We start from the raw sequence: 25,582 nt of genomic DNA, 5'->3' as shown, positions 1-25,582 counted from the left end.
TGGTGGTGTTATTGCCCCTAATGTGGTGGGTTTTGTTGTGAGTCAGACAATCTACGAAAAATACGGCGGCTTTAAAACGATCAGTCGCGTCGTCATGACATTCTATGAAATGGCCTTGGATTCAGACGAAATCGGGTTCCATTTCGAAGAGATCGACCTGCCGCGTTTGATAGACCACCAGACCAAGTTTGTTTCCTCGCTTGTCGGTGGTCCAGCATCCTTCAGCGATGATCGGATTGAGGCGGTTCACCGAAACCTGAACATCTCGCATGCCCATTTTGATGAGATGGCGGTGCTGTTTCGCGAAGCACTGGTATCGCACGGCATGGAGGATCATGACATTTCGGTCGCTCTGGAAGCGATCGAGGAGAAACGATCGATCATCGTGTCGCGGACCGCTGCATGAGTATTCTTGACATCAACGAGCATTTGCTGCGTGCAATTGGTGTTGGTGTCGCTGTTGTCCGCGCATCGGATTTGTCCTTTGTGTTCCACAACGGGCCGTTTGGCGAATGGTTCGGAACCCCTGCCGAGGGGCAGACGCTGTTGGATTTGCTGCCCAGTCTGGATCCGAAAGAGTTGGAGGACGTGAAGCAATCGGGCCTGCGGTATTCGGTCGAGCTGCAAATCAAGCCCCGGCGCCGGACTTTGATCTTTGCAACGGCTGTGTCGCTGGCAAACGGGCTGGAAGAACAGGTGCTGGTGGTCGAATGCCAGAACATCACGCGCATTCGTGAGTTGGAAAGCATGATCGACAGCTACTCGACCATGGTGGAGCGCAATACCCGAGAGCTCGAGCGTGAAAAAGAGCGGGTAGAGCGGTTGCTTTTGAACCTCATGCCCCGCGCCGTATACGAAGAGTTTAAAACCTTCGGCGTCGTCACCCCGCAGCTTTATGACACGGTTTCGGTGGTCATGCTGGATTTCGTGGGCTTCACGGATTTTGCCGCCAAAACCGACCCGACCGTGACGCTGAGCGAGCTCAATGACATTTTCACGGCCTTTGATCGCATTGTCGAGCAGTTCGGCTGCGAAAGGATCAAGACCATCGGCGATGCGTATCTGGCGGTGTCCGGAATGCCGGATGAAACGCCAGATCACGCCACGGCCGTGGCCCATTGTGCCGTCCGGTTTCTGCGGTATCTGGAGCGGCGCAACCAAAGTCATCCGCATAAATGGCAGGCCCGGGTGGGCCTGGGGATGGGGCCGGCGGTGGGCTCGGTCGTTGGCATCCAGAAATACGTCTATGATGTCTTCGGGCCGGCAGTGAACATCGCCTCGCGCCTACAAGTCTTTGCAAATCCAATGAATATCGTGGCGCCGGAAGAGATGAAGTTTCACTTGATTGACGAATTCCAGATCACCGATATCGGCCCTGTGGACATCAAGGGCATGGGCAGCATGGATCTGATCAATGTGACCTCGCGCCTGACGACGCCAAAACCCAGCAAAGCCCTTTAGGCTTTCTTATTCGTCCTGATCAACCAGCCCCAGACCGCGCAGATAGATGCCGATGCCGGTTTCCAACAGGTCCTCAGGCGGAAAGGGCGACGTGGCGCCGGTATTGCGCGCATACAATTCCACCACACCGTGGCTCATCGCCCAGATATGAGCGCTGAACATAGAGGCTGGCGGGCGTTTGTCCGGCGGGATGTGCTGTGACAGGTCAGCAGCGGCCTTTTCAAGAACGTCTTTGGCACGCGCTGCGGCATGGGCCAATTCTGGCGTTCTGTTCAGCGAGATACCGCTTTCGAACATGGCGATATAGTGGCCGGGGTGTTTGCGCGCAAAGGCAAGATAGGCGCGCCCGGTCGCCTCAAACGCGGCCAGAGCGGACGGCTGGCCCTTGTCATAAGCAAACTGCATCAGATCGGCGAACATCTCGAATCCCTGACGCGCGGCTTCGGCGATCAGGTCCTCTCGCCCGTGAAAATGCCGGTAGACGGCGGCGGGAGTAACACCCGCGGTTTTCGCCGCCTCAGACAGGGTGAAACCGGTTGGACCCTTTTCTTCAATCAATGATAACGCAGCCTCGATCAAAGCCTGTTTCAGGTTCCCGTGGTGATAGCCGCGTTTTGTCATTCCTGCGTCAGCATTCTTCGATAGCCTCTGGTCTTTTATCCAAGAGATAGAGCAAACCTTGCGGCGCGTCCAACCGATGGCAGGCGCAGGGCACGGGTCTGATCAACGGTCCCAAACCTCGGGCCCGCCACAGATTTCAGGATCAGGGGTTCCCACCATTTCTGCGTCTTTTTCGTCGTAATCCAGCGCACTTAGGACCGTTCGAATAGCCGCCAGCCGCGCGCGTTTTTTGTCGTCGGATCGCACGATGGTCCAGGGGCAATGCTCAGAATGGGTGCGCGTCAGAGTCTCGGATATCGACTGCGTGTATTCGTCCCATTTATAAAGGCCCGCCACATCAATCGGGCTGAGTTTCCATTGCTTCAACGGATCAGTTTCCCGCGCCAGAAAGCGGTTCAATTGTTCAGCCCGGCCCACGTTCAGCCAAAGCTTGAAGAGGTGGATGCCGTCATTCACAAAGCCGGTCTCAAGCGGCAAGACCTGACGAAAGAAGCGTTCTCTTTGTTCGTTGGTGCAAAACTCAAAGACATTTTCGACCACCCCACGATTGTACCAACTGCGGTCAAAAAAGACGATTTCGCCCGCCGAGGGCAGGTGCGGGATGTATCGCTGAAAATACCATTGGCTGCGTTCAGCATCTGACGGTTTGCTGAGCGCCACGTTGCGCGCGCCCCTTGGGTTCAGGTTCTCGCGAAACCGTTTGATCGTGCCGCCTTTGCCCGCGGCGTCGCGACCTTCGAACAAGATGGCGATGCGCTGGCCGGTGGCCTTGATCCAGGCCTGCATTTTGACCAATTCAATCTGTAGCGCGTCCATCTCTTTTTCATAATCCTTCCCCTTCATCTTTTCCGAATAAGGGTAGGTTGGGTTGAGAATATCGCCCTTTTTTGCGTCGTCGATCTGCGCGCGAATATCCTTGGGAGCATCGTCGCGATAGTATTTCTCGATTGAACCTTTTTGCGATCCCGACATGTGTGGCCCCTCGATAAAACCCATAACTTACTATGGATTACGGATCGGATTAACGCAAACCTGCCCGTTGGGCGGCGCGGTCAACGGCGGCGGCAACCTCGGGGGCTGACACGACTTGCGGCATATGGCCCAGGCCTTCCAGTTCAACCAGTTCGGCGCCGGGGATTTGGTCAAGCAGTTCCGGTGCGTGCCAGTCCAAAAGAACCGTGGTGTCCGAGGTGCCATGCACAATCTCGGTGGGGACTGAAATGTCCTTGTACCGCGGCTGAATGTCCGTGACACCATCCAGAAGCCGCACCCGTTGCTTGGCGTTGGCATGCATTGACTCGCGCCGCATCACCAGCCCGGGCCCAAAATGCTCGGCATAGCCTTCGGGTGCGACCTGCGGTGCAAAGACCTTGTCCAGTGTGTTGGTCACATAGCTTTTGGGCACAAAGGCGGTGATCAAGGGCAGAACAACCGCCTTGCCAAAGCCGGTTGCCGCGATCTTGTTGAAGTTATCCAGTGGTGTCTCCCAGGGAATACCCGCAGGTGCAATCAGAACCAAACCTGACAGGTTGTCGGGCCGGGACACAGCCCAGGCCAATGCCACGGATCCGCCCATGCTTTGACCGGCCACAATCGGTTTTTCCGCGCCCAATTGTGTGGCGGCTTTTTGCAGGATTTCCGCTTGTTCAACAATGGTTTCGCCGTCGGGGTTAAAGCTGTCGGAATAGCCCAGACCGGGGCGGTCGAACACGATCACCCGGTAGTTTTCCGCCAGAATCGGAGCCAGCGCAAAGGTCATGTCCCGGGTATTTCCGCTGGAGCCGTGTATCAGGACCACATCCGGGCCAGCACCCATAACAACCGCATGAACGTTGATGCCGTCGACGTCCAGAATCTCGCCTTCGGGCGGGAAATCACGTTCGGCCTGCGCCTCAAGCCGGGCCGAGCGCCAAAGGGCAAACACCCAAACCGCCAAAACAAGGATCAGGAACAGGCCCAGAACGCGCATGTCTTCAGCCCCTCAGATCGGTGGTGTCCACACCGATACGATTGATGTCATAGGGCGTGGTCTCATATATCTCACTCACCCAGTTACCGTAGAGCAGATGGGCGTGGCTGCGCCAGCGGTTCTGCGGCGCCTGCGCAGGATCATCGTCGGGATAATAATTGATCGGGACGTTGATCTCGGTCTGGTTGGCGATATCGCGGTCGTATTCCTGTTTTAGCGTGTCGCTGTCATATTCAAAGTGGTTGAAGATATAGAGCGCGCGATGGGCGGGATCTTCGATCAGACAAGGGCCGACTTCATCACTGCCCAGAAGTGTCCTCAATCCGCTGACCGAGTTGATCTCGGACTGTTTCATTTCCGTCCAGCGGCTAACCGGGATCACGCAATCATCAGAAAATCCACGCAAAAACGGAGAGGCAGGCACAAGGTTTCTATGCCGAAAGCAGCCAAAGGCCTTGGCGTCCAGCATATGCTTTTTGATGTCGTGGAAGTGGTTGATCATTGCCATCCCACCCCAGCACACGCCAAAGGTTGAATGGACGTTTGTTTGCGTCCACTCAAACACTTCGGTCATTTCCTCCCAATAGGTTACATCCGTGAAATCCAGATGCTCAATCGGGGCGCCGGTGATGATCAGGCCGTCAAATTTCTGGTCCTTAACTTCCTGAAACGGCTGATAAAACTCGGCCATATGCGCGGCGGCTGTATTCTTGGTCTTGTGTTCGGTCATGCGGATCAACGACAGCTCGATCTGCAGCGGCGTGGCACCGATCAGGCGGGCAAACTGGTTTTCCGTCTGAATTTTCTTGGGCATCAGATTCAGCAATCCGATGCGCAGAGGGCGAATGTCCTGGCGCGCGGCCTGATCCTCGTCCATGACCATGACGCCTTCCTGGGTCAGGACGTCAAAGGCGGGCAGGTCGGAGGGAATCTTGATGGGCATGGCTTTACATTCATGAAGGTCGCGTGAATTCGGGAACTTAGGCCCGTGCGGCGGTGTTCTCAAGGGTGCGTTCGATCAACTCATCGAAATCACCGGAATCGCGCACCTGCCCGATATCTGCGGTGGTCACGGATATGCCCCAGTTCTTTGCCATGGCTGCATATCTCGGCTGTCGATGCGCCAGCGCGCGGGAATAGGTCCAGCGAATAAAGTCGTCGGGGTTGACCTGATCGGCAGATTGGCCGCTGCGCGCAAGGTAATCGTCCCAAACTTCGGTCAGGAATTCGGACTGGTACGACATCGGTTTGGGGGCCTTGTCAAAGCGTTTGATCAACTCTTCGGTATGCGCCTCGTCGCCTTCGATCCAGATCATCAGCGTTTGCTGGGACAGCTCGGACAGGACCTGATCGTTGGGGTCCTCGGGGTCGACCCATTCGCAAATTGATCCGCCCGTATCGCAGATAAAGTTCGGATATCCATAGAGCCGTTCAGCGCGGTCGATGAAATATTTGGTGTCCAGAAGGGCGTGAATTTCCGCAAGACGGAACTGCTCCTGACGACGCCGGTATTCGGTGATCTCCAACCCGCCCAGACCTGGATCGCCGGGTTTGCCCAGATAGGTGGACACCGGGTTGAGATTTTCGAATGAGATGTTCGAGCCGATATAGATCGAATCCGTCAACAGAAGATCACGCAGAAACGGGACCTTCATCGCCTCGGCCTTGGCATTGTCGGTGATATATTCCCCCATGTACCGGGTGCCGATCCGGTAATCGATTGAATAGTGGAACCAATCCCCGGCATCACGCAGGATGTTGGACACAAAGGTCTTTCCCAGCCCGGACATTCCGAAGAACAGAACCTTTTTCTGCGCTGCCGTGCGCCAATCCTGTGCTGAGCTGTAGATCATGTCCTGCCGTCCCTTGTTTTGTCCTTGCTAGAACGGGGCCGGTGCGGCGTCAATTGTGCCGGTCAGATCGGCTGAGGATTATGAGGCCCAGTGCCAATATCGCAAAACCGATGAACGCGTTGGGTGAAAGATCCTCATTCAGGACCACAGCGCCCAGGATGATCGCGACCGGGGGTATCACCAGCGTGACCAGCATCAGGTTGCCGCTGCCAGCTTGCGCGAGCACGCGGTAATACAAAAGATACGCGCCTGCGGTGGCGAGCACGGCGAAATAGGCGATGGATAGCCAGGTCTCGAAAGGCAGGATCAGCGAAGGAACCCCATCCACTGCAAGGACCATGGGGATCATCATCAAGGTCGAGGCGGTCAACATGCCTGCGGCTGCTATCTGCGGGGGAAGGGTGCTGAGGTGTTTTCGGGCCCAAACAGCAGCCCCCGCATAGCAGAGTGTTCCCGACAGAATAGCCAACTGACCCAGGCTAGAGAGATTCAGGGACAAAAGATTGCGAAGCCCAAGCGCCACCGCAACACCCACAAAGCCGATTGCGACGCCCAGAAGGCGGAATTTGTTCAACCTTTCATCGGGAAAGAACATGGCCGCAGCCAAAACGCCGAACACCGCCGTGGCTGCGTTCAGGATCGAGGTCAGGCCGGTTTCCACATAAAGTTGCCCCCACGCCATCAACGAAAATGGCAACACATTGTTCAGCAGTCCCATGACCAGAAAGGCCAGCCAAACTCGGGGCGCTGTGGGAACCGGAATGCGTTTGACCAGGATGTAAATCCACAAGGCCAGTGCGGCCCAAAACACCCGGTGAAGTACCAGCGTCAACACGGGAATCGCATCCAGAGCGATGCGAATCGCAAGAAAGGAAGCGCCCCAGATCAGGCCCAGCAACAACAGCTCGAACCAGGCTTGGGGGTTTAGGGATTTTTGTGCGTTCATGACCCCTTGTCACATCCAAAGTTCGATTATGCGACCCGGATCATGCGAAAAGGCCCCACCGTTGGGCGGGGCCTTCTGTCATTGTGGCACGCGCGCTTAGTCCAACGCATATGTGATCTGAATTCCAACGCTCCAGGCGCTGTTGCCGGTAAAGGTCGCGCGGTTGTCCGGGCCGGTGCCGTTTGCGGTTGCATCACCAATGTCGGTATAGCGAACTCCGCCGGAAATCTGAGCCTTTTCAAGCGAGTAAGTGCCGCCCAGGCCGATGCTCCAGAACCCGTCTGTCGGGCCCAGATTCGAGACCGAGTTGCCCTCGGACGTTTCATAACCCAGCGTGACCGCGCCCGAGAACTCGTCCGAGAACTGGTATCCCAGACCCAGAGAGTAGGTGAACGTCGCTTCTTCATAATCCACAAGGTTGATGCCGGTCAGGCCGACATATACCGGTGGGGCATAGACGGTTTGCGGCCAGTCCACCCAGCGGACCGATCCGAACAGCAGCGTCTTTGGCGCGACGCCGGTCTGAAAATCCAGGTTAACCGATTGCGGTGTCACAACTTCCGATGACGAATCCGCGCTGACACGGCCGGCCGAGGGGCCAAGCGGGGTCAGGCCAACGACGTCATTCGCCTCGGTCTGTGACAGGTCATGGGTGATTTTCGAGTTGTAGGTCAGCGCAATGCGCGCCGCGATTTCGGGTTTTTCCCAAGCGACACCGACAACATAGCCGAAATCAATTTCGGCGTCCGTTTCAACGCGGTATCCACCTTGTGGGAAGGGCGTCGAAGATGCACCAGCGATCGGTACCGAAACACTGGCTTTCAACCGCTGCGCCCGCAGACCGGCAATTGCGCTAAAGCCCCCTTCGAACTTATAGCGGAACAATGCCGTAACGGCGTCGGTGTCCGCCTCGGCCCGCAGGACATCAGTGGTCGCACCGGGAATTCCCGCAAGCGCCAGAACGTTCTGCGACAAGGGGTAATCCGCTGCGTAAGCGATGTCGGCGCCAAAGGGCTGATCATAGACAAGCGCAAAGTCCAGCTCATCCGTCAGGCCGGTTTTATAGGCCAGATGTGGGGTAAAAAAGTCATTCGTCACGTTGCCCGAGTCGACTTCTTGCCCGAAGGTTGGGCTGCCCGGTATCTGATCCACCATCGAGCCGCTGACGTCGGGCGAAGTATAGCCCAAACGGAACTGCGCCACCGATCCTTCTTCGAACAAGATATTCACGCCCTGACCGCTGCGATCAAGACCGCCTGCCTGCGCGGCTGTTGCCCCAACACACAACGCGCACGCTTTAACCAGCGTTTTTTTCATAGGTTCCTCCCCTGTCACTGTCCCGATAAACACGTCTTTTCTGCGTGCTCCCGGTTTTGCTACCGGTTGTTACTGTCTTAATCGTTAAATTTAGGTCAACGGGTGACCGAACGTTACTCGGAAGGCGACGTTACGGCCGGTGTTGCGGAATTGTTACGTTTCTCTGACCAGACATTCAGGAAGATGCCGCCAAAAATGACCGCGGCGCCCACCATGGTCCACAGGTCCAGCGGCTCGTGATAGAGCAGAAACGCAACAATCGCGATGGTGGGCAGGCGGGCAAAATCGAAGGGCACCACAACCGTTGCGGGCGCGATGGCCAGCGCGTTTGTGATACAGAAATGAGCCAGCAAACCCGCGAGCCCGATCAGCACCAGAAACGGGATGGTCTTTGACGTCGGCATCGTGATCTGACCATCGATGCCCGAGGCCACCAAACCCAGAACCGCCTGCATCAGAGTGAGCCAGAACATAATGCAGCCGATGCTGGCAATCCGGGTAAGAGATTTGGTGGTAATTGTTGTAAGTGCGAAGAAAATTGCACTCGCCGCCGCCGCCATCATGCCAATACTGATCGGCGCAGCGCCGGGTCGTGTGACCAGCAAAATGCCTGCAAATCCCACAAGCGCTGCGATGACGCGGACAAGGGTCAGGCGTTCTTTCAACAGCAAAGGCGACAGCAGGATGACCCATAGAGGTTGGGTGAATTCAAGCGCAAACACCTGTGCCAATGGGATGACGCCGACAGCGTAGAACCACAGGTTCTGTCCCGTGAAATGCACGACGTTCCGGACGCCATGCAAACCGATGCGGCGCGTTGTGACCTGTGACCAGTTTCGCGTGGCGGTCAGGACCATCGCGACGATGCAAATGCCGACGAGGCTGCGGAAGAACATGATCTCGAACGTGTCATGCGTGACGCTCAGCTCACGGCCAGCCACGGCCATCGATGTGAACGAGGCGATTGCGCCCGTCATCCACAGGGCCGCTTTGCCGATCTGGTTTTTTTCGCCGCTCATCGCTGTCTGTTCGATTGTTCCGTAGTGATTTGTAAATACTGACTTTTCAATTCTGCAAGCACAAAAAAACCGGGCAGGGCCCGGCTTTTGTCATTCCCATTCGATCGTGCCCGGGGGCTTTGAGGTTATGTCATAGGTACAGCGGTTGATACCCTTAACCTCGTTAATGATTCGTGTCGCGGTCTCGCCAAGGAATTCATGGCTGAACGGATAATAATCTGCGGTCATACCATCCACTGACGTCACCGCTCGCAGGGCGCAGGCATAGTCATATGTGCGTCCGTCGCCCATGACCCCAACGGTTCTGACGGGCAGGATCGCAACGAAAGCCTGCCAGATCTCGTCGTAAAGGCCGTGTTTGCGGATCTGGTCGATATAGACGGCGTCGGCCTCGCGCAGGATGTCCAGCTTTTCGCGCGTGATCTCACCGGGGCACCGGATGGCCAGGCCCGGGCCAGGGAAGGGGTGGCGACCGATGAAGCTTTGCGGCAGCCCCAGTTCACGACCCAATGCGCGCACCTCGTCTTTGAACAGCTCGCGCAGAGGTTCGACCAGTTTCAAGCCCATCTTTTCAGGCAGGCCACCCACATTGTGGTGCGATTTGATCGTGACCGACGGCCCGCCTGAGAACGAAACGGATTCGATCACGTCAGGGTAAAGCGTGCCCTGTGCCAGGAATTCGGCCCCATCAATGGTGTCGGCGTGTTTCTGGAACACGTCGATGAACAGCTTGCCGATGATCTTGCGTTTGGTTTCAGGATCACTCTGGCCCTCAAGCTCACCCAGGAACAGCGCGCTTTCGTCCGCGTGAATCAACTGGATGTTGTAATTGTCGCGGAACATGCCGACGACTTCTTCGGCCTCGTTCTTGCGCAATAGGCCGTGATCGACAAACACACAGGTCAGCTGGTCGCCGATGGCCTCATGGATCAGGATCGCTGCGACAGAGCTGTCGACACCGCCGGACAGGCCGCAAATGACCTTTTTGTCACCGACCTGCGCGCGGATCTTCTCGATCATCTGTTCGCGATAGGCACCCATGGTCCAGTCGCCCTTGAAGCCTGCCAGCTTGACGAAGTTCTCATACAGTTTCGCGCCCTTGGGCGTGTGGTGCACCTCGGGGTGGAATTGAACGGCATAGAAGTGGCGGTCGGTATCGGCGGTGATCGCGTAAGGCGCGTTGGGCGATGTTCCAAATACCTCAAACCCGGGCGCGAGCTGGCTCACGTGGTCGCCGTGGCTCATCCAGACCTGCTCATCGCCTTCGGTGAACCAACCACCCAACAGGCCCAGCGGCTCTCCGGGCGTCACAAAGGCGCGTCCGAATTCGGCGGTGCCGCCACCGCCTGAGATTTTGCCGCCTTCGACCTTGCCGCCAAGCTGTTGCATCATGACCTGCTGGCCATAGCAGATGCCAAGGATCGGTACGCCGTAGTCAAAGATCTCCTGCGGCGCGCGTGGCGACCCCTCTCGTGTCACACTGTCCGGTCCGCCCGAGAAAATCACGGCTTTGGGCGACATTTCACGCACAAAGTCCATCGTGACATTCTGGTAGGGGTGGATTTCGCAGTAGACGTTCAGCTCGCGCAGACGGCGGGCGATCAGCTGCGTCACCTGGCTGCCAAAGTCGATGATCAGAAGGCGGTCATGGGAGTCTTGGGTCATGCGTGGCTATTAGGTCGCAACCCTTGCCAGTGCAAGTGTAATGACGTCAATTGAGACGTATTGAACAAAGAACGGTCCGGGTGGGGTTGGATATGGCTGAAATCGTCCTGAGAAAAGCGACTCTTACGGATGAGGGCGCCATTCAGCAATGCATCGCGCTAGCCTATGCTTCGGTGCGACAAGTCATCGACGATCTTCCGGATGTCACCGGGGGTATTCGCGAAGACATCGAGGCGAACGATGTGATCCTGGCTGAAAAGGACGGGCAGCTTTTGGGGGTTGTGATCTTTGGTGCTGTGCAGGACGCGATCATGATTTTCAATCTTGCGGTCAGCCCACTGGCGCAAGGTCAGGGGATTGCGCGGCATCTACTGCAAGCTGTCGAGGTAACGGCGCGCCAAAGGCAGGTCACGCTATTGCGGTTGCGAACGCATGAAGCGATGCAAAAGACCCGTGCGATGTATCGTCACCTGGGGTGGGTCGAAACTGGTACCGCAGGCAGTACTGTTCTGTTTGAAAGAACCGTCGCATAATGACCGGGGCGGATGTCGCTTTTACCCCGATATAGCCGTTCTGAACCGTCGGGCGCAGTGCCGGTTGGGGTATCACTCGGATCAAAGTAACCAAAACACGAGATAGTCTCATGGCAGAGGTAAGCACCAGACGCAGAGCCAGAGGGGGCGGCGGCGCCGCTCGCCGGGCAGAGCGCACAGCGGTTGTCATCGAAACCGCAAAGTATATTCAGCGAAACATTCCGAACTTTGAGGTTCTGAACGAAGAGGCTCTTGAAATCATCGAATCCAATGCGGAGCTGGTGCTGGAAGAGGTCGGCGTCAATTTCGTCGACAACCCTGCCGCGCTGGAGCGCTGGCGCGAAGCGGGTGCGGATATTGACGGTGAGCGTGTGCGCATTCCGCGCGGGTTGGCCCGGCAATTGATCAAGACAGCCCCCAGCGAGTTCACGCAACACGCCCGCAACCCGGAGAAATCCGTGGTCATCGGTGGACGCAACCTGGTTCTTGCGCCTGTCTATGGCCCCCCGTTTGTGCGCGACGCACAAGGTGGACGGCGCTATGCGACAATGGACGATTTCAACAAATTCGTGAAGCTGGCCTATATGTCCAAGTGGCTGCACCACTCGGGCGGTACAGTGTGCGAGCCGACAGACATTCCCGTCAACAAACGCCATCTGGACATGTTGATGGCGCATATGACCCTGTCCGACAAACCGTTCATGGGGTCGGTGACAGAACCCAGCCGCGCGCAGGACTCGGTCGAGATGTGCGAGATTCTGTTTGGCAAGGAGTTTGTTCAGGAAAACACGGTGATGACATCGCTCATCAACATCAACTCGCCGATGACATTCGACGACGTGATGATGGGCGCGCTTGAGGTCTATGCAAAGAACAATCAGGCCTGCATCGTCTCGCCCTTTATCGTGGGTGGCGCGATGGCGCCGGTTTCCGTGGCCGGCACGCTGACGCAGGTTCTGGCCGAGGTTCTGGCCGGTGTCGCCTATAGCCAATTGATCCGCCCGGGCGCGCCGGTCATTTTCGGCGCGTTTGTCTCGTCGATCGACATGAATTCTGGCGCACCAACCTTTGGCACACCCGAAGCGTCCCTGGTGACCTATGGTGCGGGGCAGTTGGCCCGGCGGCTGGGGCTGCCGTTCCGGTCTGCGGGCTCGTTCTGCGGCTCGAAACTGCCCGATGCGCAGGCGGCCTATGAAACGGCAAACTCGCTCAACATGGGGTTGATGGCCGGGGTAAACTTCATGCTGCATTCCTGCGGTTGGCTCGAAGGCGGGCTGGTGGCCGATTTCGAGAAATTTGTCATGGATGCGGATCAGTTGGGCACATTGCATGGGCTGGCAAAAGGCGTTGCCCATGACGAAAATGCCTTGGCGCTGGACGCCATTCGCGAGGTTGGCCCCGGTGGGCATTATCTGGGATGTGCCCACACGCAGGCGAATTTCAAAGACGCGTTCTGGAAGTCCGAGCTGTTGGACTACAAACCCTTTGAAACCTGGGAAGAAGAGGGCGCGCGCGACACGCAAACCCTTGCAAGCAACCGGGTCGAACATTTACTGGCCAACTATCAGCAGCCCGCAATGGACCCGGACAAAAAGGCGGCGCTGGACGCTTACGTTGCCGAGAAAAAAGCGTCCATGCCGGATGCGTTTTCCTGATCAAGCGTAACGCGCGGTGCGGCTGGCCTGATACAGCTGCGCCTCGCCAATCAGTGCGATCATCAGATCGAGGTGACGCACCAGCGAATAGGCTGCGTCATCCTCTTGTCGCTGATCGTTTACCTCTTTTTCCAACTCCATAAGGCGGATCAAAGCGCTGCCGTTTCCGGGTGTGGACCCGTACCCAAGGATCCGCTGCAGGTGTCGATCCCGATCGTAATCCTGTGCTCCGATTTTAGCTGCGCGTGTCAAAAGACGAGGGCGGCGAAGGGTTGCGATCATTGTCATCAGGTCCTGCACGGGTGTTCCTTTCGTTGAAATGTTGCCGGCTGATTTGTTGCACAACCTAAGCGGGTGTTGCCTTGTCGTAAGTCGCCCCGAACGATGGTTTCACGAGTGTTTATCTATTTGAATCAAATCTGCTGCTTGTCGTCTGTGGTTAACGAACAAGTAACAAATGAACCTCTAGTTAGATTTGATTAACCAGGAATCCGACGACGAACACTGGCAGTTTGTTAGGTTGGCAAGGGCGCATAAACATGGAAAAACACTTGGCTTTTACCGTTCCTCATTGGGTCCCCGAAGGGGCGCAGCGATATCTGGATCATACCGAGAGCGGACGATCTATTCGCGATATCGCACGATCTGCGGGCTGCCATGCGTCGACAATTCTGCGCCAGATCCGGCGGATCGAGATGCGGCGCGATGACCCTTTGGTCGATGCTGCATTGCAATCGTTGGCCGCCAAACACTTTCTGCCGGTCGAGGGGGCGGACACAGGTGTGACATCCTCTGACGCGGGTGCCGAAACCGGCAATTCGTTCGATCAAGAGGTTTTGCGTGTCCTGCGTAGGCTTTGCGAAACCGGGGCCGTTCTGGCGGTTGCCGAGGACATGGACAAGGCTGTCGTGGTTCGCGATAACGGGTCCAGCGGAACAACGCGCACAGCCGTGGTAAGCTGCGATATTGCGCAGGCTTTGGCGCTAAAGGACTGGATATCGTGCGATAATCCCGGGCGGATCTCACGCTATCGGGTGTCCACAGCGGGACGTGCCGCGCTGAGCCATTTGATTGCGCAATCCGAAAACCAGGCCCGTGAGCGCAGCGATTTTGGTATGGCCGAGGCTCAGGTATCGTTTCAGCCCTGCGCCAAATCACAGCCCGAACGGGCAAGACGCTCGCGCTATGGGACTGCGGAAAGCCCGCTGGTTGCGTTGTCGCGGCGCAGGGATCGGGATGGGAAACCCTTTCTGGACGAAACTCTGGTCGCCGCGGGCGAACGCCTGCGCGAGGATTTCGAACTTGCGCAAATCGGCCCGCAAGTGACCCAGAACTGGGACAGTTTCCTGACCGGGGGCGGGCGCGGCAGCTTTGGGTCGGACACGTTCAAAGGGGCGGCATCGTCGGACGCCAAGGGGCGGGTTACTCAGGCTTTGTCTGACCTTGGGCCCGGCCTAAGCGATGTTGCTTTACGCTGCTGTTGCTATCTGGAAGGGCTTGAACTGGCGGAAAAACGAATGGGTTGGTCCGCCCGGTCCGGCAAGATCGTACTGCGTATCGCATTGCAGCGTCTCAAAAGGCATTACGAGGCGCAGCTGTCCCGCGATCGCCTGATCGGTTGAGCGGCGCAATAAGGTTGACTTGCGGTTGTTGGGTGAAGTGATAATGAGAGATTATGAATTTCACGCTTCGACAATTGCAGTATTTCCGGGCCGTGGCCGAGCAACGCAACTTTGGCCGCGCTGCGCAGGTCTGCCACGTGTCGCAGCCGGCCTTGTCTGTGCAGATCAAGGCGCTTGAGGATGCGATGGGTGGCGCTCTGTTCGAGCGTCAGGCCCGTGACATTCTGCTGACACCTCTGGGGCGCGACGTACTGGATCGCGCTCTCAGGGTGTTGGATGCTGCGGGTGATCTGGACCAATTCGCGCGCGACCATTCGGGCGGGCACAGATCACTGTCCATTGGTATCATTCCTACGGTTGCGCCCTATGTGTTGCCCGGTGTCCTGGCCGGATTGCGTTCGGCTGACGTGTCGCTGCGCATTCAGGTGCGTGAGGCAAGAACCGAAAACCTCTTGGCCCTGATGCGCGCGGGTGAGGTGGACGCGGCCGTTCTGGCGCTGCCGTGTGGGGCGAATGACATGATCGAAGAACCCCTGTTCGAAGACCGGTTTCTTCTTGCCGGAACCGGGGAACGCCTGAACCGGTTCGAAAAGAACCCCGATGCGCTGCGCCCGATAGACCTCAGCGCCGCGCAGCTGATGCTGTTGGAGGATGGCCACTGCCTGACGGATCAGGCGTTGGAAGTTTGCGGGCAGGACCGATCCAGCGGGCGGATCAACATGGGGGCGTCTTCGCTGGCGACTTTGTCCCGCCTCGTTGCCGAAGGGTTCGGTTTGACCCTGATGCCCGAGCTTGCCGCGAAGTCCGAGGCCGACGCGGTGCCCGGGTTGCGGATGTTGCGGTTTGGCACACCCGAACCTGCCCGCTCCATCGGTCTTGTCCGCAGGTCTTCGACGCGGGGTGAGGATTGGTTCGACAAATTGGCCGGTGTCATCAAGCAGGTTGGAAACGATGTTGTGGCCCGGACCCGGACACAAAAAAAGGCCCGCAGGATGCGAGCCTCTTAGGTCGGAAACCTACTGGATCACGCCAGCGCAGGTTCGCGGGCTTCGTCCAGATGTTTCATCAGCGTTTCAGGAGAGGACACGCCGTAGGGGTCTTCCGGGCAGTTGTCCATCAGGCCGGGCTCTTCAAACCAGGCTTCGACAACGCCGTCGGTCACGATGGCCGCATAGCGCCACGACCGCATGCCAAAGCCCAGATTGTCCTTGTCGACCAGCATTCCCATTTTGCGCGTGAACTCGCCCGAGCCATCCGGAATGACCTTGACGTTCTTCAGACCCTGATCTGCGGCCCATTTGTTCATGACAAAGCTGTCGTTGACAGACATGCAATAGATGTCGTCGATCCCTTTAGCTGCGAAGTCGCCAAAACCCTGTTCGAAACCGGGCAGTTGGTAGGTCGAGCATGTGGGGGTGAATGCGCCGGGCAGTGAAAACAGGATCACGCGTTTTCCTGCGAAATAGTCCGCAGTTGTCTTGTCCTGCCAGCGGAACGGGTTGGGGCCTTCGATTGCGTCGTCACGGACGCGGGTGTGAAAGGTCACGTCAGGCAGTTTGGCGCCAGTCTTCATGCTGATCCTCTTGTGATTCATTGTGGTTGAACGTCGACCTAACGGGATTCGAAGCCTGCTTCAACGGCATTTATGCTGCGCTGTAGCATGATTTATTTTGTTTAATTTCAATCTATAAACGGTGTGTTCTTTAACGATTGCTGCTTTTGCAGTATCCGCGTGCATAGCGGCCATGCGTCACTGGCCTAGAGAAGCCAGACGCAATATGTTAGGCAAACCGAAACAAGCCCCAAGTCAGGAAAGCCGCCCGTGCGTGATCTGAATATTCCCGAGCAACGTCATCCTGAAAAGGCTCATAAGCCTGACAATGCTCAGCCGAAGAAACCCAAATGGATCCGAGTGAAAGCTCCGGGTGGCAAGGGTTATGCCGAGACGCACAAGATCATGCGCGACAACGGGCTGGTGACGGTGTGCGAAGAGGCGGGTTGCCCAAATGTTGGCGAATGCTGGAGCCAGGGCCACGCGACCATGATGATCATGGGTGAGATATGTACGCGTGGCTGCACCTTCTGCAACATCGCGACAGGTCGCCCCGACGCGCTGGATGCGTTCGAGCCGGGTCGCGTTGCCCATGCGGTGCAGAAACTGGGACTGAACCACGTGGTGATCACCTCGGTTGACCGCGATGATCTGACAGATGGCGGGGCCGAGCATTTTGCTCAGACCATCCGCGCGGTCCGCCATCGCTCGCCCAAAACCACGATCGAGATTCTGACGCCTGATTTCCTGAAATGTGAGCCTTCGGTTCTGGAAACGGTGGTCGAGGCCAAGCCGGACGTGTTCAACCACAATCTGGAAACGGTTCCGGGGCTTTACCCCGAGGTCCGGCCGGGTGCGCGCTATTTCCACTCGCTGCGCCTGTTGCAGCGCGTCAAAGAGCTTGACCCGTCGATCTTCACCAAATCCGGCATCATGGTCGGGTTGGGTGAACAGGAACAGCAGGTGCGGCAAGTCATGGACGACATGCGCGCCGCTGATATCGATTTTCTGACCATTGGCCAGTATCTGCAGCCGACGCCCAAACACCACGGTGTGGATCGTTTCGTGACGCCCGATGAATTTGCGGCGTATGAAAAGGCGGCCTATGGCAAAGGCTTCCTGATGGTTTCGGCAACACCGCTGACGCGGTCGTCCTACCATGCCGGTGACGATTTTGCCCGCCTGCGAGCGGCGCGTCAGAAAAAGCTGGGTCAGGCGTGACGCCCAACCAACTGGCCAAACTGACGGCCCGCCGCAGAGAGCTGCACCAGATGCCCGAAGTGTCTGGGGACGAACGCAATACAGCCGCTAAAATTGTCGAATATCTGAACGACTACGTGCCTGATCAGATCGTCACGGAACTGGGCGGTCACGGTGTCGCCGCCGTTTTCGACGGTCAGGCGCCAGGGCCAACGGTGGCCATTCGGTGCGAGTTGGACGGGCTGCCGATACACGAAGTCTCGGACCTGCCATATGCATCGCGCATAGACGGAAAAGGGCATCTGTGCGGGCACGATGGTCATATGATCATGGTTCTAGGAGTGGCTCAGGCCCTGGCAGAGAACCGGCCAGATCACGGGCGCGTTGTTCTGATATATCAACCAGCTGAAGAGACGGGCAAAGGCGCGATGGCCTATCGCGCGGATTCCGGGTTTCAGGACCTGTCGCCGGATGTCGTGTTTTCCCTGCACAATTTACCGGGCCTTGAACGTGGTCGAGTCGAACTGTGTTCAGGGCCCGCAAACTGCGCCTCGCGTGGTCTTCGGATTGCCCTGACCGGCAAAACGTCACATGCCGCGGCTCCGCAGGATGGCGTATCGCCAGCCGGGGCCATGTCAGAGCTGCTGACCACGTTGGCGGAGCTGGGCAAGGGTGGGGCGCTGGATGATGCGTATGCGTTGACGACAGTCACCCATGCCAGCCTGGGTGCGGCGACATTTGGCGTTGCACCGGGCGAGGGCGAGGTTTGGGTAACGCTTCGAACCGTAACCGATGCTCGCATGGATCAGTTGATGGCCGAGGCCGAGGCACTGACCCATGATGTTGCGCATGCGCACGGATTAAAGGTGTCGATGTCTTATGATGACGTGTTCGAAGCTTGCACCAATGATGCGACGGCCGTTGATATTCTGACCAAGGCCTGCCAATCACTTTCTGTGCCGTTTCAAAGCGCCGACACTCCGCAAAGGTTTTCCGAGGATTTTGGGCAATTCGGAAAGAGCGCAAAGACGGCCATGTTCTGGCTGGGGGCCGGGGAAGATCATCCGCAGTTGCACAATCCCGACTATGACTTTCCGGATCAACTGATCCCGGTCGGCACTGGAATTTTCCTGAATGCTATCAGCCAGGTACTAGGGCCGAAACCGAGCTGAGCCGGCTTTCGCCCAATCCGGCCACCATCCCATGTATTCGATCCCTGCTATCAAAAGGCAGATGAGGATGACGCTGATGATCAAAATGAACCGCTTCCACGAAGGCCGTTTGCGTACCAGCATCGACATGCGCAACAGGTGTCGCAGGTCCAATGCGGTTAGCCTTCGACAAAGCGCACTTTACCGATGAACGGCAAATTGCGATTTCGCTGGGCATAGTCGATGCCATAGCCCACCACAAATTCGTCCGGGATTTCAAATCCGATCCAGTCGGAGCGGAAATCAACCTCGCGTCGGCTGGGTTTGTCCAGCAGGGCAATGGATTTCAACCGTGCGGGCTTGCGACTGTGTAGCAGCTTGGTGACGTGTTTGAGTGTGTGGCCCGTGTCGACGATATCCTCAACGACCAGCACATCGCGTCCTTCAATTGCGCCCCGTAAATCCTTGAGAATACGTACTTCCCGGCTGCTTTCCATCGCATCTCCATAGGAAGATGCTTCAAGAAAATCGACCTCGATGGGCAGATCGAGCTCGCGCACAAGGTCGGCGATAAACACGAAACTACCACGCAGCAACCCAACAACAACCAGCTTGTCGGTGCCACCAAATTCGGCGGTGATTTCGCGGCAAAGCTCTTCTATTCGGGCGGCGATGGCCTTGGCCGAGATCATCTCATCTATCACATATGCGCGGTCGCTCATCGCTGCCCCCTTGATCTTTGGCGCGCAACATACGACATGACGCGCCATTGTCACCAGTTAATGCCACGGAAGCCATGCCAACTCATTCGGAAACCCGGCCCCTGCCGTATACGGCTCAGCAGATGTATGATCTGGTCGCTGATGTGGCGAAATACCCCGAGTTTCTGCCCTGGTGCGCCGCCGCCCGCATCCGCAGCACGCGCGACACAGGCGAGGCCCGCGTGATGGAGGCTGATCTGGTGATATCGTTCAAGGTGTTCCGTGAACGGTTCGGCAGCCGGGTGACATTGTTTGATGCGCAAAAGCGGATCGATACCGAATATCTGGACGGCCCGTTCAAATTCATGCGCTCGGATTGGCAATTCGAAGACACCGAGCAGGGCTGCGACGTTTCATTCCATGTGGATTTCGAGTTCAAGAATGCGGTCCTGCAAGGCATTATCGGTGTTGTCTTCAACGAAGCCATGCAGCGCATCGTCCGCGCCTTTGAAAAGCGCGCGGCGGAACTTTACGGCTGAGGCTTTACGCTCACCGCATCGGCGCTAGACTGCGCCCTATGGCTGATCTGACCGCTTCTTTCGCCGAATTTGCAACCGGCCCTATATCGACAACCCTGCAGGCACGTATCGTGACGTCTCTTTCGGCGTTGGACTGGCTCGCGGTTGGACGCGCAGGCGTGGATGAGCCTGTTTCGCGCATCATCCGCGATATGGTCTTATCCGAAGGCGGTGCAGCGCAGGCACAACTGTTTGGCGGCGGCGCGGCTCCGCTGCGCGGCGCAGCGCTGGCCAATGGCACCATTTCGCACGCTCTGGATTACGACGACACGCATTTTGCCCATATCGGTCACCCCTCAGTGGCGGTGCTTCCTGCTGCGCTTGCTTTGGCGGCGTATGATGACCGCCCCATCGTCGATCTGCTAGAGGCCGCGTTGGTCGGGATGGAGCTTTCGATTCGCATCGGCCTGTGGCTTGGACGTGGGCACTATCAGGCCGGATTCCATCAAACCGCAACCGCGGGCACCTTTGGCGCGGCCGCAGCCGCGGGACGGGTGCTTGGGTTTGAGGCGGGGCAGATGGCGCAGGCCTTGGGGCTGGCCGCAACGCGCGCCTCTGGCCAGAAATCCCAGTTCGGGACCATGGGCAAACCCTATAATGCGGGGCTTGCAGCCTCAAACGGGGTTGAGGTCGCGCTGTTGGTCAATGCGGGGTTCGTTCCAAACCCAGAATCGCTGCAGGGCAAATATGGGTTTGGTGCGACGCATCTTGGGGCGGATGACGCGACTGTTGCGCTTGATGGGTTGGGGGATGAGTGGCTTTTCGAAAGCGTCAGCCACAAGTTCCACGCCTGTTGCCATGGCCTTCATGCCGCGCTTGAGGCCGCGCGCGCGTTGGATATTGCCGAGCCAGAAGTGGCCGAAATCAAGGTCAAAACTCATCCCAGATGGATGAGCGTGTGCAATCAGCCCGCACCCGACACAGGGCTGGGGGCCAAATTTTCCTATCGAACCGTGATCGCCATGCAGGCCTTGGGCCATGATACGGCATTGCCTGACAGCTTTTCCGAAAGAACCTGTGCAGACCCCCGGCTGAAATCTTTGCGGGATCGGATCACGGTTGAGGCTGATGACACTTTGACCGAGACGCAGGCGCAGGTTTCCTTGCTGAAACGGGATGGCGTGCGGCGCGAAGCGACGCATGACTTGCTGGCGCCGATGCCTTTGGCGGATCGTGAGGACCGGGTTCGGCAAAAGGCCTCAAAACTCATCGGCGGGGATGAGGCAGACGCGATCTGGTCGATGCTGCGCACCGGCGGGCGCGCAGCGGATCTGGCCGACAGGTTGGCGGGTTAAACCACGCGCCAATGCAGCGGAAAGCCCGGATCGAAGACCGTAACGGGGCCGTCACCGGATTCGATCTTTGCCGGGTATTCCACGGGATCGCCTTTGCTGAGCGTGATTGTGTCTTCGTTGACCGGCAGGCGATAGAAACCGGGACCGTTCAAAGAGACAAAGCCTTCAAGCTTGTCCAAAGCGCCTGCGCGGTCAAACATCTCGGCCACCAGCGACATGGTATTGGTCGCTGTGAAGCACCCCGCACATCCACATGCCATTTCCTTGTTGTCATCCGTATGCGGCGCGCTGTCGGTGCCCAGGAAAAATCTGGAATCGCCAGAGGTTGCAGCAGCCAGCAGCGCCAGGCGATGCTCCTCGCGCTTTGCGACAGGCAGGCAATAATAATGCGGTTTGATCCCACCCACGAGGATGTGATTGCGGTTGATGATCAGGTGGTGCGCTGTGATCGTCGCGCCCAGATCAGCCTCATTCGCTTTGACGTAATCCACCCCATTGGACGTGGTGATGTGTTCCATGACCACCCGCAGGCCCGGCGTCGCCCTGCGGATCGGATCCAGCACCCGATCAATGAAAACGGCCTCACGGTCAAAGATATCGACGTCCGGGTCGGTGACCTCACCATGCACGCATAAGGGCAGGCCGATTTCGGCCATCCGCTCCAGCACCGGGCGCACTTTGTCGAAGTCGCGAACCCCTGAATGTGAGTTGGTGGTGGCCCCAGCCGGATACAGCTTAACGGCCTTGATCAACCCGCTGGCATGGGCGGCTGTCAGATCGTCGGCATCGGTATCTTCGGTCAGATACAGGGTCATCAGCGGCTCAAACCGCATGCCTTCGGGTAGGGCCGCCATGATGCGATCCCTGTAGGCCAAGGCATGCTCACCGCGCACCACCGGTGGCACCAGGTTGGGCATGATGATGGCACGGGCAAAATGGCGTGCGGTTTCGGGCAGAACAGCTTGCAACATGGCGCCGTCGCGCAGGTGCAGATGCCAGTCGTCGGGGCGGCGGATGGTCAGGGTCTGGGTCATGGCATCCCGCTAACACAGACCCTTGCAGCGGAAAAGCCCTTGCCTGCGCGCAGGATCGCCGCATTTGAGATGCGGGCACGGACTTGACGCCGCCACCGGCCCGTGACCTGTTAGCCCGCAAGGAGGACGTCCATGACCCAACCAGATTCCATCGACGCCGTACAACAGATGCTGAACGCCCAGGGCTATGTCTGCGGGCGCGCGCTGGCGACGGTGGTGTTTCTGTCGCTGAAACTGGGTCGGCCACTGTTTCTGGAAGGCGAGGCTGGCGTCGGCAAGACCGAGATTGCCAAGGCACTGGCCACAGGTCTGAACCGCCGACTGATCCGGTTGCAATGCTACGAAGGATTGGATGCGTCCTCGGCGGTTTATGAATGGAATTTCCCGGCGCAGATGGTGGCCATCCGCACAGCCGAGGCTGCTGGCGGGGCTGACCGCACTGCGCTGCAAACCGAGCTGTTCTCGGATGACTATCTGGTCGAGCGCCCCCTATTGCAGGCCATGCGTCCGGACGAACACGGCGCGCCGGTGCTGTTGATTGACGAGTTGGATCGCACCGATGAACCGTTCGAAGCCTTCCTGCTGGAGGCGCTCAGCGATTTTCAGGTCACCATTCCCGAGCTTGGCACCATCAAGGCGCCCGAGCCGCCGATTGTGATCCTGACGTCGAACCGCACGCGCGAGGTTCACGATGCGCTCAAGCGCCGCTGTTTATATCACTGGGTCGATTATCCCGATTTCGAACGCGAGATCGAAATCCTCCATGCGCGCGCGCCCGAGGCAGCAGCCGATCTGAGCCGTGAAGTTGTAGCCTTTGTTCAGCGCCTGCGCACCGAGGACCTGTTCAAAAAACCGGGCGTCGCCGAGACCATCGACTGGGCCAAATGCCTGCTCGCCTTGGACGTGATGAACCTAAGCCCCGAAGTGATCGGAGACACTTTGGGCGCGATCCTGAAATACCAGGACGACATCCAGAAACTGCAAGGTTCCGAGGCCAAACGGATCCTGGATGAGGCGAAGGCCAATCTGGAACCAGTCTGATCCAATGCCTGTTGCGCCAGTCATACATATCGGCGGTTGGCCTGGTGTTGGCAAAATGACAATTGGTCGGATTGTGGCAGACACCCTGGGCGGTCGCCTGATCCATAACCATCTGATGTTGGATGCGGCGCGCGCAATATATGATCGTAATACACCCGAAAGCGTCGCGATGCGGGAAGAGGTCCGAGACCTTATTCTCGGACATGCGCGTCGGTTGCCGAAAGACGTTCCAATTGTGTTGACGGATGCCTTGGCGGATGAGCCGGCGTCAGTCCCATTGTTTCAGCCGACGCTCGATTTCGCGAAAGAAAGAAACGCTGCATTGCATCTTTTTGTGTTGAACCTTTCCGTTCAGGAAAACCAACGACGATTGCAAGATCCATCGCGCTTTGGCGGAGACAAGCTTACTGATCCCGAAATCCTCGCTTCTATTCGAAATTCGGAGACCCTATTTGTCCCTGAAACGGCCCTCGTCCTGGACGTGACAAACATGACGGCAAAGGCCGCAGCGTCGGTTATTTGCAGCCATGTGGAGCAGTCGAGTGGTTGAGCAGATACCGGCGGATCTGCCGGAAAACCCAAAACTGGCACAAAACATCACCCACTTCGCACGGGCGCTGCGCAAGGCGGGGCTGCCCATAGGGCCCGGGCGGGTTATTGACGCCATCCGCGCGGTCCAAGCCGCCGGGTTCACCGAGAAAAGTGATTTCTACTGGACCCTTCACGCCTGTTTCGTCAATCGACCGGAACACCGTACGGTCTTTGCGCAGGTGTTCCGCATGTATTGGCGCGATCCGCGGTATATGGAACACATGATGGCCATGATGCTTCCAGCCATCCGCGGGGTGCAAGAAGATCGCAAGGCCGATGCAGGTGAGAAACGCGCCGCCGAGGCTTTGTTGGATGGGGTGGAACGCGACGCGCCTGAAGGTTCGGATCAACAGCAAGACGAAACCGAGATCGAGATTGATGCCACGCAGACCGCGTCCTCTGAGGAACGTCTGCGCAATCTGGATTTCGAACAGATGAGCACGGATGAAATCGCCCGCGCCAAGCGCATGCTGGCGCGTCTCAGCCTGCCGGTGCAGCCGATTTACTCGCGACGCGGGCAAGCCAGCGTTTTGGGCACCCGGGTTGACCGCGCCCGAACCTTGCGTGCGGCCATGCGACAGGGCGGTGAGCTGCGTGACATTGCCTGGCAGGAGCCCAAACCACGATGGCCCAATCTGGTAGGTCTGTGCGACATCTCAGGTTCGATGAGCCAATACAGCCGCATTATCCTGCATTTCCTGCACGCGGTTTCGAATGCCAAAGGGGCGGGGTGGGCCAAGGTTCATGCGTTTACCTTCGGCACCAGGCTGACCAATATCACCCGTCACCTGCGCCAGCGCGATGTTGATGCCGCCCTGGCCGCCGCCGGGGCCGAGGCGCAGGACTGGGAAGGCGGTACGCGTATTGGCGATTGCCTGCACGCCTTTAACCGGGACTGGTCGCGCCGGGTCATGGGGCAGGGGGCGGTTGTGCTGCTGATCACCGACGGGTTGGAACGCAGCGATCCCGATCTGCTGGAAAAAGAGATCGAACGTCTGCATCTGTCGTCAAAACGTCTGATCTGGTTGAACCCGCTGCTGCGCTGGGACGGGTTCGCCCCCAAGGCGCAAGGGGTGATGACGATGTTGCCCCATGTTGACAGCTTTCGTGCCGGTCACTCGATAGCCTCGCTTGAGGACCTTGCAGCCGTGATCTCGCAACCCGATGATCAGGGGCAGAAAGCGCGGCTTATGACCGCGCTGTCCGATCCATCATGACACTTGTTCTTCGTTGCACTTCCGCGCCATTTCCATAGCCTTGTAGGTGCCGGTCAGATCGACGGTGAAGGCAAACTCTTTTTCGGGAAACACGATCATCACATGCTTTTTGGCGATGTCTTCCGCGAATTGCGGATCATCTGACAGCACGTATCCGCCCGAGTAACCCTTGGTGATGTTCCCCTTCATGCCGGTAGCTTCGCCAACGTAGATATTGTCACCCAGCAGGATCGCCACGGCTTCTTTCTCACCGCTTTTGATATCGGTCTTTGCCTTGGTAAAAACACCGACATAACCGACGCCGCGGTCCTCAGTCAGGCCCATCTGAACAACGTTTTCCGCATCATCCACAGCTTCGATCAGGCAGGATTTCTTGTCTTCGTCGATAAAGACCTTCCAGCCTTCAACCTCGCCGTATTTCAGGAATGTGTCGGCTGAAACGGTTGTGGCAGCCACCAGGCCAAGCGCCACGGCAAGGGTAAGAATATGTTTCAACGTTTTGTCTCCGATATGAAATGAATAGGGGGTCGCGGGCGCAATTACGTGCCGCATGTGTGCAGG

Annotated in this window: 27 protein-coding genes; 13 read left to right on the top strand and 14 right to left on the bottom strand. The window is 57.8% G+C overall.

The window, feature by feature from the left end; translation table 11 throughout:
• The first annotated feature begins 37 nt into the window (after positions 1 to 37).
• Positions 38 to 406, top strand: coding sequence for a group I truncated hemoglobin (locus ACR0AG_RS10675; RefSeq protein WP_480838602.1), 369 nt, complete (start codon positions 38 to 40; stop codon positions 404 to 406).
• Positions 403 to 1,461, top strand: a complete 1,059-nt coding sequence (locus tag ACR0AG_RS10670) for an adenylate/guanylate cyclase domain-containing protein (RefSeq protein WP_480838599.1) — start codon at positions 403 to 405, stop codon at positions 1,459 to 1,461. The genes ACR0AG_RS10675 and ACR0AG_RS10670 overlap by 4 nt, the downstream gene beginning before the upstream one ends.
• A gap of 6 nt (positions 1,462 to 1,467) precedes the next feature.
• On the opposite strand, the gene ACR0AG_RS10665 is transcribed toward ACR0AG_RS10670, so the two are convergent.
• The 9 genes from ACR0AG_RS10665 to guaA form a co-directional block, all read right to left on the bottom strand.
• The gene (locus ACR0AG_RS10665) at positions 1,468 to 2,082 is read right to left on the bottom strand and encodes a TetR/AcrR family transcriptional regulator (RefSeq protein WP_480838597.1); all 615 of its coding nucleotides are present in this window, start codon (positions 2,080 to 2,082) and stop codon (positions 1,468 to 1,470) included.
• Positions 2,083 to 2,184: 102 nt separating this feature from the next.
• A complete protein-coding gene (gene ppk2 / locus ACR0AG_RS10660) occupies positions 2,185 to 3,054 on the bottom strand; it encodes a polyphosphate kinase 2 (RefSeq protein WP_480838595.1) in 870 nt (289 codons plus the stop codon).
• 49 nt (positions 3,055 to 3,103) lie between these two features.
• Positions 3,104 to 4,051: an alpha/beta fold hydrolase gene (locus ACR0AG_RS10655; RefSeq protein ID WP_480838593.1), complete on the bottom strand. Its 948-nt coding sequence runs from the start codon at positions 4,049 to 4,051 to the stop codon at positions 3,104 to 3,106.
• A 4-nt stretch (positions 4,052 to 4,055) separates the two neighbouring features.
• The gene (gene metA / locus ACR0AG_RS10650; RefSeq protein WP_480838591.1) at positions 4,056 to 4,994 is read right to left on the bottom strand and encodes a homoserine O-acetyltransferase MetA; all 939 of its coding nucleotides are present in this window, start codon (positions 4,992 to 4,994) and stop codon (positions 4,056 to 4,058) included.
• Positions 4,995 to 5,031: 37 nt separating this feature from the next.
• Entirely contained in the window at positions 5,032 to 5,904 is an 873-nt protein-coding gene (locus ACR0AG_RS10645; protein WP_480838589.1) for an ATPase, read from the bottom strand.
• A 49-nt stretch (positions 5,905 to 5,953) separates the two neighbouring features.
• Positions 5,954 to 6,850, bottom strand: coding sequence for a DMT family transporter (locus ACR0AG_RS10640; RefSeq protein ID WP_480838587.1), 897 nt, complete (start codon positions 6,848 to 6,850; stop codon positions 5,954 to 5,956).
• Between the two features lie 96 nt (positions 6,851 to 6,946).
• Positions 6,947 to 8,167, bottom strand: coding sequence for an OmpP1/FadL family transporter (locus tag ACR0AG_RS10635; RefSeq protein WP_480838585.1), 1,221 nt, complete (start codon positions 8,165 to 8,167; stop codon positions 6,947 to 6,949).
• A 113-nt stretch (positions 8,168 to 8,280) separates the two neighbouring features.
• Positions 8,281 to 9,186 (bottom strand): DMT family transporter, encoded by a 906-nt coding sequence (locus ACR0AG_RS10630; protein ID WP_480838583.1) that lies wholly within the window; start codon positions 9,184 to 9,186, stop codon positions 8,281 to 8,283.
• 90 nt (positions 9,187 to 9,276) lie between these two features.
• Complete coding sequence (gene guaA / locus ACR0AG_RS10625; RefSeq protein ID WP_480838581.1) at positions 9,277 to 10,851, bottom strand: glutamine-hydrolyzing GMP synthase; 1,575 nt, start codon at positions 10,849 to 10,851, stop codon at positions 9,277 to 9,279.
• A 92-nt stretch (positions 10,852 to 10,943) separates the two neighbouring features.
• Here guaA and ACR0AG_RS10620 point away from each other — a divergent pair, with 92 nt between their 5' ends.
• Both ACR0AG_RS10620 and ACR0AG_RS10615 read left to right on the top strand, forming a co-directional pair.
• Positions 10,944 to 11,384: a GNAT family N-acetyltransferase gene (locus ACR0AG_RS10620; protein WP_480838579.1), complete on the top strand. Its 441-nt coding sequence runs from the start codon at positions 10,944 to 10,946 to the stop codon at positions 11,382 to 11,384.
• Between the two features lie 110 nt (positions 11,385 to 11,494).
• Positions 11,495 to 13,039, top strand: coding sequence for a trimethylamine methyltransferase family protein (locus ACR0AG_RS10615; protein WP_480838577.1), 1,545 nt, complete (start codon positions 11,495 to 11,497; stop codon positions 13,037 to 13,039).
• On the opposite strand, the gene ACR0AG_RS10610 is transcribed toward ACR0AG_RS10615, so the two are convergent.
• Positions 13,040 to 13,327: a DUF6477 family protein gene (locus tag ACR0AG_RS10610; protein WP_480838659.1), complete on the bottom strand. Its 288-nt coding sequence runs from the start codon at positions 13,325 to 13,327 to the stop codon at positions 13,040 to 13,042.
• Positions 13,328 to 13,578: 251 nt separating this feature from the next.
• Between ACR0AG_RS10610 and ACR0AG_RS10605 the strand changes: the two genes are divergently transcribed.
• Complete coding sequence (locus ACR0AG_RS10605; protein ID WP_480838575.1) at positions 13,579 to 14,661, top strand: DUF6456 domain-containing protein; 1,083 nt, start codon at positions 13,579 to 13,581, stop codon at positions 14,659 to 14,661.
• A gap of 53 nt (positions 14,662 to 14,714) precedes the next feature.
• Complete coding sequence (locus ACR0AG_RS10600) at positions 14,715 to 15,668, top strand: hydrogen peroxide-inducible genes activator (protein ID WP_480838573.1); 954 nt, start codon at positions 14,715 to 14,717, stop codon at positions 15,666 to 15,668.
• A gap of 17 nt (positions 15,669 to 15,685) precedes the next feature.
• On the opposite strand, the gene ACR0AG_RS10595 is transcribed toward ACR0AG_RS10600, so the two are convergent.
• Complete coding sequence (locus ACR0AG_RS10595; RefSeq protein ID WP_480838571.1) at positions 15,686 to 16,234, bottom strand: redoxin family protein; 549 nt, start codon at positions 16,232 to 16,234, stop codon at positions 15,686 to 15,688.
• A 249-nt stretch (positions 16,235 to 16,483) separates the two neighbouring features.
• Here ACR0AG_RS10595 and lipA point away from each other — a divergent pair, with 249 nt between their 5' ends.
• Entirely contained in the window at positions 16,484 to 17,434 is a 951-nt protein-coding gene (gene lipA, locus ACR0AG_RS10590) for a lipoyl synthase (protein WP_480838570.1), read from the top strand.
• Positions 17,431 to 18,585: an amidohydrolase gene (locus ACR0AG_RS10585; protein ID WP_480838567.1), complete on the top strand. Its 1,155-nt coding sequence runs from the start codon at positions 17,431 to 17,433 to the stop codon at positions 18,583 to 18,585. Before lipA ends, ACR0AG_RS10585 begins: the two co-directional genes overlap by 4 nt.
• A gap of 158 nt (positions 18,586 to 18,743) precedes the next feature.
• Here the strand turns inward: ACR0AG_RS10585 and hpt are convergent, their stop codons facing one another.
• On the bottom strand, positions 18,744 to 19,286 hold the full coding sequence (hpt, locus tag ACR0AG_RS10580; RefSeq protein ID WP_480838565.1) for a hypoxanthine phosphoribosyltransferase: 543 nt from the start codon (positions 19,284 to 19,286) through the stop codon (positions 18,744 to 18,746).
• A gap of 74 nt (positions 19,287 to 19,360) precedes the next feature.
• On the opposite strand from hpt, the gene ACR0AG_RS10575 reads away from it, so the two are divergent.
• Positions 19,361 to 19,804, top strand: coding sequence for a type II toxin-antitoxin system RatA family toxin (locus ACR0AG_RS10575; protein WP_480838562.1), 444 nt, complete (start codon positions 19,361 to 19,363; stop codon positions 19,802 to 19,804).
• A 38-nt stretch (positions 19,805 to 19,842) separates the two neighbouring features.
• Positions 19,843 to 21,138 (top strand): MmgE/PrpD family protein, encoded by a 1,296-nt coding sequence (locus ACR0AG_RS10570; RefSeq protein ID WP_480838560.1) that lies wholly within the window; start codon positions 19,843 to 19,845, stop codon positions 21,136 to 21,138.
• On the opposite strand, the gene pyrC is transcribed toward ACR0AG_RS10570, so the two are convergent.
• Positions 21,135 to 22,172, bottom strand: a complete 1,038-nt coding sequence (pyrC, locus tag ACR0AG_RS10565; RefSeq protein WP_480838558.1) for a dihydroorotase — start codon at positions 22,170 to 22,172, stop codon at positions 21,135 to 21,137. The two genes, ACR0AG_RS10570 and pyrC, sit on opposite strands and share 4 nt — an antisense overlap.
• A gap of 132 nt (positions 22,173 to 22,304) precedes the next feature.
• Here pyrC and ACR0AG_RS10560 point away from each other — a divergent pair, with 132 nt between their 5' ends.
• From ACR0AG_RS10560 to ACR0AG_RS10550, 3 genes are read left to right on the top strand one after another with little or no spacing between them, the layout of a single operon-like run.
• Positions 22,305 to 23,213 carry an AAA family ATPase gene (locus tag ACR0AG_RS10560; protein WP_480838556.1) on the top strand — a complete coding sequence of 303 codons (909 nt, stop codon included), beginning with the start codon at positions 22,305 to 22,307 and terminating at the stop codon, positions 23,211 to 23,213.
• A 4-nt stretch (positions 23,214 to 23,217) separates the two neighbouring features.
• A complete protein-coding gene (locus ACR0AG_RS10555; RefSeq protein ID WP_480838554.1) occupies positions 23,218 to 23,763 on the top strand; it encodes a P-loop nucleotide/nucleoside kinase family protein in 546 nt (181 codons plus the stop codon).
• Positions 23,756 to 25,021: a vWA domain-containing protein gene (locus tag ACR0AG_RS10550; protein WP_480838552.1), complete on the top strand. Its 1,266-nt coding sequence runs from the start codon at positions 23,756 to 23,758 to the stop codon at positions 25,019 to 25,021. The genes ACR0AG_RS10555 and ACR0AG_RS10550 overlap by 8 nt, the downstream gene beginning before the upstream one ends.
• Here the strand turns inward: ACR0AG_RS10550 and ACR0AG_RS10545 are convergent.
• Positions 25,016 to 25,516 carry a hypothetical protein gene (locus ACR0AG_RS10545; RefSeq protein WP_480838550.1) on the bottom strand — a complete coding sequence of 167 codons (501 nt, stop codon included), beginning with the start codon at positions 25,514 to 25,516 and terminating at the stop codon, positions 25,016 to 25,018. The two genes, ACR0AG_RS10550 and ACR0AG_RS10545, sit on opposite strands and share 6 nt — an antisense overlap.
• Between the last annotated feature and the right edge of the window lie 66 nt (positions 25,517 to 25,582).

It is taken from the genome of Ruegeria sp. H6 (assembly GCF_056532975.1).
The sequence above is the reverse complement of the archived record's forward strand: the minus strand, read 5'-3'. Positions and strand labels throughout refer to the sequence as shown.